Annotated in this window: 7 protein-coding genes; 1 reads left to right on the top strand and 6 read right to left on the bottom strand. The window is 42.4% G+C overall.

What is annotated here, in order from left to right:
• Positions 1-81: 81 nt before the first annotated feature.
• Entirely contained in the window at positions 82-3,327 is a 3,246-nt protein-coding gene (locus tag ABJG98_RS10065; protein ID WP_348279384.1) for a glycosyl hydrolase, read from the top strand.
• A 65-nt stretch (positions 3,328-3,392) separates the two neighbouring features.
• Here ABJG98_RS10065 and ABJG98_RS10070 read toward each other — a convergent pair whose 3' ends face one another.
• The 6 genes from ABJG98_RS10070 to ABJG98_RS10095 form a co-directional block, all read right to left on the bottom strand.
• Positions 3,393-4,361: an aminodeoxychorismate synthase component I gene (locus ABJG98_RS10070; protein ID WP_348279385.1), complete on the bottom strand. Its 969-nt coding sequence runs from the start codon at positions 4,359-4,361 to the stop codon at positions 3,393-3,395.
• Positions 4,345-4,656, bottom strand: coding sequence for a DUF6787 family protein (locus ABJG98_RS10075; protein WP_348279386.1), 312 nt, complete (start codon positions 4,654-4,656; stop codon positions 4,345-4,347). Before ABJG98_RS10075 ends, ABJG98_RS10070 begins: the two co-directional genes overlap by 17 nt.
• Positions 4,643-5,326 carry an RluA family pseudouridine synthase gene (locus ABJG98_RS10080; RefSeq protein ID WP_348279387.1) on the bottom strand — a complete coding sequence of 228 codons (684 nt, stop codon included), beginning with the start codon at positions 5,324-5,326 and terminating at the stop codon, positions 4,643-4,645. Before ABJG98_RS10080 ends, ABJG98_RS10075 begins: the two co-directional genes overlap by 14 nt.
• Positions 5,327-5,381: 55 nt before the next feature.
• Positions 5,382-6,284: a type IX secretion system membrane protein PorP/SprF gene (locus ABJG98_RS10085; RefSeq protein ID WP_348279388.1), complete on the bottom strand. Its 903-nt coding sequence runs from the start codon at positions 6,282-6,284 to the stop codon at positions 5,382-5,384.
• Between the two features lie 4 nt (positions 6,285-6,288).
• Positions 6,289-7,428, bottom strand: coding sequence for a gliding motility-associated C-terminal domain-containing protein (locus tag ABJG98_RS10090; protein WP_348279389.1), 1,140 nt, complete (start codon positions 7,426-7,428; stop codon positions 6,289-6,291).
• A 22-nt stretch (positions 7,429-7,450) separates the two neighbouring features.
• Positions 7,451-9,356, bottom strand: a 1,906-nt coding sequence (locus ABJG98_RS10095; protein WP_348279390.1) for a hypothetical protein, incomplete at its 5' end; no start/stop codon positions are given.

Consider the following 9,356-nt stretch of genomic DNA (forward strand, 5'->3'; position numbering starts at 1 on the left):
AAGTGAAGCTACCACCCATCAATGGTGCTAAAAGAATATTTATATTCTTGACTAAATTAGAACTACCTAAACCTAAAAATCATGAAACGTACTATCCTCACTCTTATCAGTTTTGTAATTCTTACAACTGCACAAGTTGATGCTCAGCGAAGAAATTCCAGCTCAGTCCAACCTCTCGATTCTAAACTATTTTCCAATTTCAAGTTTAGAAATATCGGGCCTGCATTTATGTCGGGCCGCATTGCCGATTTAGCTATTGACCCAACCAATGAAAATGTCTGGTATGTAGCCGTAGGCTCTGGGGGAGTATGGAAAACCATAAATGCTGGAACCACTTTCAAACCAATATTCGATGATCAGCCTGTTTATTCTATTGGTTGTGTCACTTTAGATCCAAACAATCCATACACTGTTTGGGTAGGTACCGGAGAAAATGTAGGAGGTAGACATGCAGGTTTCGGAGATGGCATTTATCGCAGTACAGATGGTGGCGCCAGCTGGTCCAATATGGGATTAAAAAATTCCGAACACATCTCTAAAATCATTGTACACCCCAACAATTCAGATGTAATCATGGTAGCTTCTCAAGGGCCACTTTGGAGCCCGGGTGGAGAAAGAGGCTTCTTCAAATCGACTGATGGAGGAAAAACTTGGAAAAAAACATTAGGTGATGATCAGTATACCGGAGTAACGGATATGGTCATTGATCCGAGAAATCCGGATAGAGTATATGCAGTCACCTGGGAGCACCACCGAACCATTGCTGCATGGATGGGCGGAGGTGAAAAATCTCGACTCTATGTAAGTGATGATGCAGGCGATTCTTGGATACAATTAAAAACAGGATTACCGGAGGGCAAATGGGGAAAAACCGGATTGGCCATTTCACCGATAAATCCTGATGTACTTTATGCCGCAATTGAACTCAACAGAACAACAGGAGGAGTTTGGAGGTCAGACAATCGTGGTGGAAGCTGGACAAAGATGTCTGATGCGGTTTCAGGGGCAACAGGACCTCACTATTATCAGGAGATATATGCTTCTCCTCACAAGTTCGATCGCCTGTACATGATGAACAACCGACTGATGAAGTCAGAAGACGGTGGGAAGACGTTTGAAAACATGGATGAGACTGCAAAGCATGGTGATAACCATGCCATTGCTTTTAAAAACTCTGATCCAAGTTATGTATTGGTAGGAACTGATGGTGGTGTTTACGAAACGTTTGATCTGGGTGCGAGCTGGAGGTTTATGGAGAATTTACCGCTTACGCAATTCTACAAAGTGGCTGTGGATGATGCTGAGCCATTTTACAATGTGTATGGCGGTACGCAAGACAATAGCACCGAAGGTGGACCAGTAAGAACAGACAACCATCACGGCATAAGAAATGCGGATTGGAAGGTGGTGCTCAACTGGGATGGCCACCAACCGGCTACTGAGCCAGGCAATCCGAACATCATGTATGGTCAGCGCCAACAAGGGACATTGTCTAGAATTGATCTGGCAACTGGCGAAGTAACAGACGTGATGCCACAACCAGGCCCTGATGAAGACTATGAACGATACAATTGGGATGCGCCAATTTTGGTCTCTCCACACGACCCAGCCACCATTTATCATGGATCACAGAGGCTTTGGAAGTCAACCAATCGTGGAGACAGTTGGACAGCATTGTCTGGAGATTTGACAAGAGATCAGGAGCGTGTGGCACTCCCAATCATGGGCCGTACTCAAAGCTGGGATTCACCATGGGATGTGGGGGCAATGTCCAACTTTAATACCATTACATCAATTGCCGTTTCACCGAAAAATGAGCAGGTTATTTTTATTGGAACAGACGATGGTCTTATTCAGGTGACAAGTGACGAAGGTAGGACCTGGAAGAAAATAGAAGTGAGCGCTGTGGGTGTGCCGTCAAGATGCTACGTGAATGATGTAAAGGCAGACCTGTTTGATGAGAACATTCTCTATGTAGCATTGGATAATCATAAAGAAGGTGACTATCGACCTTATCTGGTAAAAAGTACGGATAAAGGTGCCAGTTGGACGCGCATTGAAAACGGGTTTGGTACCAAGAATTTGGTGTGGCGAATTGTACAGGATCATGTAAATAAAGACCTGATGTTTGCTGCAACAGAGTTTGGGGTTTATGTCACTGTAGATGGAGCCAAAAGCTGGACAAAGCTATCGGCAGGAATACCTACAATTTCATTCCGTGATCTTGCAATTCAGCGAAGAGAAAATGACTTGGTTGCAGCATCTTTCGGGCGAGGCTTTTACGTGCTCGATGATTATTCAGCACTTCGAAATGTGAGCAAAAATCAGATCAACGAATCGGCTACTCTTTTCAAACCGAGAAAAGCCTGGTGGTATATCGAACGCTCTACGATGGATTTTGATGATGCAAGAGGATCGCAAGGGTCACAACTCTACCTGGCGCCTAACCCCGATTTTGGGGCGGTATTCACCTACTATTTGAAGGAGGAAATTAAAAGCTTGGAAGATCAAAGACAGGCAAGAGAAAAAGGACAAAATGGAAATATACCATTTCCTGGCTGGGATGCGCTGGAAAACGAAACACGAGAGATTGACCCTTTTGTCTATGTGGAAATCAAAGATCAGCAAGGCAAGGTGGTGAATCGAGTGAAAGCGCCGAATAAGAAAGGATTTAACAGGGTAGCCTGGAACCTGAGGGTAGGAGGTACTGAAGCCTTGAGTTTGAATGGAAATACACAAGAACTCAACGGACTGCTTTGTGCACCTGGTACGTATGCTGCAACACTCAATAAATATGAACGAGGAACATTTTCTCAACTGGCAGGTCCAGTAGATGTAGAAGTGACACCATTGAGAGAAGGAACATTAGAAGGTAGTCCGATGAACGAAGTGGTTGCTTTTTGGAGAGCCTATGAGGACCTTGGGCGAGATGTTGGAACAACAGCCATTCAGCTATCAAATGCACGAAAAACTGCGGATAAACTATTTGTAGCTGCTAGAAAAGCCAATGTTGGAAATGAGGTGATGAATGAAATTGTAGCAATGAAAAAGGAGCTTGATAAACTGGATACCGAGCTCAATGGCCACCCAGCTAAAAATCAGATCGGTGAGCGCAGTAAGCCAAACATCGGTGGTCGTCTGTTTGCCTTAAATCGTGGCATTTCTATCTCAACTTATGGACCGACGGAGACACATAAAGCAACCATGCAGATCATCAAAGATCAATTGGGAACTATGAATACTAAACTTCAGGCTCAACGAGCGAAAGCATCAAACCTGGCTGAGCAGGTGAAAGCTGCTGGAGGCTCCTGGATAGAGGGACAGTGAGGTAACTATTAAGAGACAAAAATGCGAGTGCGAAGAACAATTTCGAATTCTTTCACTCGCATTTTTTAAACAGCCAAATAAACCTTATCCACCATTTCCTGATATTCTTTTTCAGCCAGGCTAAAGGAAGTAATACCACCGCCACTGCAATAGAAAAGCTGATCATTTGCTTGTTTGATGAAACGAATCATAACCCCAGTGTCAAGTGATTTACCGTTAAAGTGACCACAGATACCTGTGTAAAATCCTCGATTATAGCTCTCAGCTTTTTGGATGATCTTGAGAGTTTCTTGCTTGGGTGCTCCTGAAATAGAACCTGCAGGGAGCAGTTTGGAAAGAATGGTTCCAAGGTTTCTATTCCAGCTTGGTTGCAATGTGCCCTTTACTTCGGAGCTTACCTGGAGCAATTTCTTGTTGTTGGTTACCAGCTCATCGATGTAGCGAAATTTGGTCACTTCAACCTGCTCAGCAACCTGACTCAAATCATTGCGAATCAAATCAACGATTGTCACGTGTTCGGCAATCTCTTTGATATCTTCGAGAATGATCTTTTCAGCATTCGGGATACCCGCATCAATCGTTCCTTTCATCGGGTAGGAATAGATGCAATCGTCTTGAATTTTGATGAACGTTTCAGGAGAAAAAACCACAAACTTGTCTGGTACAATCAACTTGTATTTAGCGGATGAATATTGGAATATCTCAGGAAGTGAAAGATTAGTTTCAATTGGAGTCTGAAATGTGAGATTCGTTAAGAAAGAATTTCCAATGTTGATCTGTTGAACCACTTGATCAAAGGCAGCCTTGAAATCGTTAAATGCTAATGGTTTCTTATTAAACCTCATCTCATGAGCCGTGTAGTTGGGAACTTTCGACTCACCGTTGACTTCTAGTTGAAAAGATGCTTCAAGACTACCTGATAAGTGTTGCTCAATACACCATTTTTCTCCCAGAAAATCACAATAGAATGAAAACGGCGTGTCGGCCGCTCCAAGAGCATTTAGCTTTGATATTGCCTCATTCTTTGTCTGCATTCACTTTAATACCGAAACGTCTCAGCATTTTTTGCTCATATTTCCAGAAGAAGTCAAACTGCCGGAATAGGAATCCATAGAAAAGGAGGATGATATTGTAAAATGGAAGTATAAGCACCCAATAGGCAATCTGAAACCAGAGCGGGCGAATGCCATCCTCAAATAATAAGTTGATTAAGGGCTTTTTTATCAATACTACAGTAGTTCCTGTACAGGCAAAAACTAGCATGATGATTACAAATTGCCAGTTACTCTCAAGATTCCACTTCACTTTTAGTCGCTCAATCCAACTCATTAATAAATGCCTGGAAGTCAGGCCATTTTGGTTTTGAAATTACTTTTATTGGTTCCTTTTTTACCGGATGTTCAAACTCAAGCTTATAAGCATACAAGTCGATGCTCTTGTCTTGGTTGGCTTTGGAGTTGCCATACTTAAGATCACCGCGTATCGAGGTTTTGTTCTCTCGCATCTGGATGCGTATCTGATGAGGCCTCCCCGTTTCAGGCATTACTTCCAACAAAGAAATTTTACTGTGAGTGGCGATCATCCGGTAGGATAAAATGGCCTCCTTCGCATTTCCTTTTTGTTTGGTATATACGTGTGCCTTATTTTTTTGAAAATCCTTGTCTAGCCAATGTTTCAATACTTTTTCTGAATCTTCCGGTACACCTTCTACTATCGCCAGGTAGCTTTTTTTGATTGTGCGCTCACGGAAGAGCTTATTCATTCGTTCCAGCGCCTTAGAGGTTCTCGCAAAGATCACGAGTCCACCTACCGGTCGATCCAGTCGATGGCACGGCTGACAAAAAACATTGCCAGGCTTTTTGTATTTCCTGCGAATGTATTCAGTTGCCCAGCCTGTAAGTGTACCATCGCCAGTCTCATCTCCCTGTACCAACCAGCCAGTTGGTTTTTCTACAATCAGCAGGTGATTGTCTTCGTGTATAATAGTAGGCTTTGCCATGAGGCGGCAAAATTAAACGATAGTATCATGCCTATGCATGTCTTAATGGAAAAGCTTAAAAGAATATTGGTTCTTGTCTTCCATATCCATAGCGAATATTATAGTTAATCGATACCTCATGAGTACCATAGTTTCCATGGATTAAGTTATTGGTAGGTAGCTCAAAGGAATAACCAAGCTTTAAGGTTTCACCGAGTTCGAAAATTCCTAATATCCCGAAGTGCTTCAAATCCCTTACCGAAACCCCTGCCCACATCACATCTTCTAATAGGGCACTGATGGTGATATCGAAGGAATAGGTTTCACCAGCCATGGAGCGTATCAAAGTAGTAGCTTTTACTGGTGTTTTTTGGATTTCGGCAGTAATACCTGCCGTTAGATAATAATGTCTTTTATATCGTTCCGATACAATGGAGCCATCAGTAACGGATACGTTGAGGATTCTAGGTACTGAAGCACCGATAAAAAAGTTGGGATTTAAAAGCATAATCCCTGCACCAAAATTTGGCTTTATAACATTGTCATGACCATTGATCAACTCCGGATCGTCGAAGAAATCGAAGTTGACTTTGCTGAAGTCATATCCAAATTGAACGAACCCTCCCTGAATGCCCATGGCGAGCTTGGTGGTGCTGTTGAATTTAATGTTGTAAGACGAGGCAAACTGCAATTCATAGTTGTTACTTACACCAAATCGATCATTTAAAATCAAGACACCCAACCCGATTTTGCCTTCCGCTAAGGAGGATTGTGCGGTGAGGGTATTTGTTCGAGGCGACCCATCGATACCGGCCCATTGAAAGCGGCTGATAGCACCAACGGAAAGTCTGTTGTAAATGCCAGCATATGCTGGATTTATCATAAGTTGATTGAACTGATATTGGCTATACAAGGGATCTTGCTGCGCGTATGATACCAGCGAAAAACATGCAAAGAGAATGACTATTACTTTTTTCATGCCATCAATTTTTTATGTAAACAAAACCAGCCTCTCGTTTGCTACTAGTGAGCTTAACTGTATAATAATAGCTGCCTGTCTGCAAGACGCCTCTAGAACCTACATTGGCACTGCCTCTGAATACCCGATCAGCATTATTGTATCCTTTCATTTCAAAGACCTTGATACCTTGTCGATCAAAAATTTCCACCAGATTGTCTTCATAGAATTCAATGTTTTCGATTCTTAGAAAGTCATGTTTTCCATCTTGCATTGAGGTTACCACATTGATGACTTTGATTGGCGGGCCAAGAATACTTTTATCAGCTAATACATAGTATCCGGCTGGAATATTTGCAGAGGTGGAAATGAATCCAGATTCCAGTGTGCCTTCCATTGAGGGTAGCCCCAAAACGCTGAGAACACTTTGATCAAGTGAGCTAATTCCAATGACAGCTTCTTCCTCGTTTTCTATGAAATTTTCATTTATTAATGGTAAGGTGATGGCTTCAGCAGTGAAAGAGGGACTTCCAATAACTTCCCAGTATCTGCTTTGCGAAAATGCATCAATCTGTGAGGAAACACTTGCCGCTAAGGGTGAGCTGTGTGCTCTAACTCCAACAGAATCGGTTGCTTGAATATTTGTAAGTGTAACTGGAAGGTATTCGGATTCAGTACCGACTGGAAAAGTGAAATTTCCCAAGGTTGAAGTAAACAGCGCTCCGTCGATGTAAGCATCAGCATTGCCGCCTGAAATAAATGCATTTTCCGAAAGTAAAATCTTAGATTCTGAGGTAAGAGATACTACACCATTAACTAATTCTAAAGATTGACCTATGATTAAATCATTGATTACAGCCATGCCTGATGAGTTGATTGACAGGTGACCATATGTAGACGCACCGGGATCAAAAATTTGATTTTCTCCCGAAAGTGTGAAGGTGCCGGAGACGGAGCGATAGTCACCACTGTTGCTCCAGTCTCCGGATAGTCTCAATGCACCTTCGTTGAGGATTAAACCACTGTTTGATGCGCTCCCCTCGACCACAAAGGGAACGCCAGCATTAATCACTACTAGGCTATTTTGATTCGTAAAAATGTCTTGTGCGCTCAGATCAGTAGAACTGGCGAACGTGATCAGCAGAATAATTCTAAATCTTTTCATGGTGTTTCTGATTTAGCGTTAATTAATCTACTTGAAGTACGGTGTAGGTGATTCTTACTCCATGCAGTTGTAGAGTAGAAGAGTTGTCTCTTGCCGTAAAGAGCAATCGATACGAATAATTATTATTGTCAATCGTCTGAAAAAATAATGTATTGTCGTTAAGTGATTGGACAGATGCACTTTCAGAAGAGGTCTCAACCTGCGCCATATTGCTATTGGAATTAATAACCCCAATTTGACTCCTGTAGAGGTTCAGTCGCACAAAATTGCTTGCAGTAGCATCGTTATCCAGAACCCACGCTTCTACGTTGGTTATCACGGCACCTTCGGGAAGCTTTACAGGAACCGTAGCGTATGCTAAGCTACCGCCACCTCCTGCATAATAGGCGAAGGGATTTGTAAAATTTGATGCGACTAAGTCAACAGATCCACCATCAAATTTCATCAATTTGAATTCTGTGGGATGATAGGTAATGTATCTGGTTTGCGCAGATGTGTAAGTATATGCGTTGGATTCTGGAATTTCTATATCATTCGTTACGGTAAGCAAACCCGTTACATCCAGCGTACTCTGCACATCAACAGCACCATTTAGCTCGGTTGTGCCGACTACATCTAAACGTGCACTGGGAGATGATTGAGCAATTCCCATATTACCTGTTGGATCAATGGTAAGTCGATTGCCAAAACCTAAGGATGCATTATCACTGATTTTAAACGAATTGTCAGTTGCATCAACTCCCACGACAAATTCATTTCCTCCAGGTATGCTATAGCTTATAGCTGCATCGCTTGTGCTTGCTCCTGAATTCAATCTCATGAGCGGGAGTATTGAATTGATATTGAAAGATTGAATAGTCAGCTCTACATCAGATTCTACATCACCAATACCAACATTTCCAGAGAAGTAATTAAAGTCTTCTCCAGAAGAATAAATGCCGTATTGTCTACCAGAGGTGGAGCCAAGCATATTGACTTGTATGCCAAAAGCATCCCCTGTACCATCATGATCAACATTAGCTCTAAATCCATAAATATATGAGGCATTACCTGCTGTAGCTCTTACATCTGAGTACGAACCATATCTCACTCCCGTACCTGCAGAATTGAGTTGAGTGTGTACACCATAGGTGGTGCCATCAGTTGGGTTAATGATATTGTAAATACCCTTTACAGCTCCGGTTTCACTGATGGTTCCATCAATGTCATTCCATAATCCAGTCTTAGTTGCAGTTCCTTGATCATCTAACTCGTTCATGATTCCAATCTTTGCAGCTGCACTTGTTGTTGTATTGGTTAATCGGGTAGTTGTTGACTCAATGGAGTTGGTTTGAACATGAAGCTGTGCATTAGGTGTTGCTCCAATCCCAACAGTGCCCTGATTATCAATGATCATTCTATTATTGCTGCCTAGTGAGTTTGCTCCACTGATTTTAAAATATCCATCTGTTGCGTCGATTCCCATGGTAATATTGGTGCCTGATCGATTGAAATACATTGATGCATCTGACGTAGCATTTGATTCTAGAATTGTTAACTGAGGCGTGGTGCTGCTGGCATTGTTAGTAGAAAGCTGTAGTCTGGAAGATGGAATTGTCCCTGACCCAATATTCACATTGCCTGTTGTATAGTTAACGCTCGTTCCATTCGTATTCCATTGGCTTTCATTGATCCCAGACCAGCTAGGTGATGAGCCATCGGTGGTAAGAAAATTTCCGTTTTGACCCGTTTGAGTTGGTAATTCTATTTCGTTAGTTGTACTGTTATCTAGATTCGTGGGAACAGCCAATGTGAAGTTGGGATACGTCCCAGTGATTGTCACATTGCCACCGTCAGAAAGAGCTACGGTTTGATCAGGAGCCGTATTGGTAACTTCAAAGTCATCACCCACATTGTTAACAGAAATCCCGGTTCCTGCGGATACCGTT

The organism is Ekhidna sp., from assembly GCF_039960695.1.
In the GTDB taxonomy this organism is placed as follows: Bacteria; Bacteroidota; Bacteroidia; order Cytophagales; family Cyclobacteriaceae; genus Ekhidna.

Excerpts from the sequence above, each read along its gene's own strand:
- ABJG98_RS10065 (WP_348279384.1), top strand. The coding sequence starts at position 82 with ATGAAACGTACTATCCTCACTCTTATCAGTTTTGTAATTCTTACAACT.
- ABJG98_RS10070 (WP_348279385.1), bottom strand. The coding sequence starts at position 4,361 with ATGCAGACAAAGAATGAGGCAATATCAAAGCTAAATGCTCTTGGAGCG.
- ABJG98_RS10075 (WP_348279386.1), bottom strand. The coding sequence starts at position 4,656 with ATGAGTTGGATTGAGCGACTAAAAGTGAAGTGGAATCTTGAGAGTAAC.
- ABJG98_RS10080 (WP_348279387.1), bottom strand. The coding sequence starts at position 5,326 with ATGGCAAAGCCTACTATTATACACGAAGACAATCACCTGCTGATTGTA.
- ABJG98_RS10085 (WP_348279388.1), bottom strand. The coding sequence starts at position 6,284 with ATGAAAAAAGTAATAGTCATTCTCTTTGCATGTTTTTCGCTGGTATCA.
- ABJG98_RS10090 (WP_348279389.1), bottom strand. The coding sequence starts at position 7,428 with ATGAAAAGATTTAGAATTATTCTGCTGATCACGTTCGCCAGTTCTACT.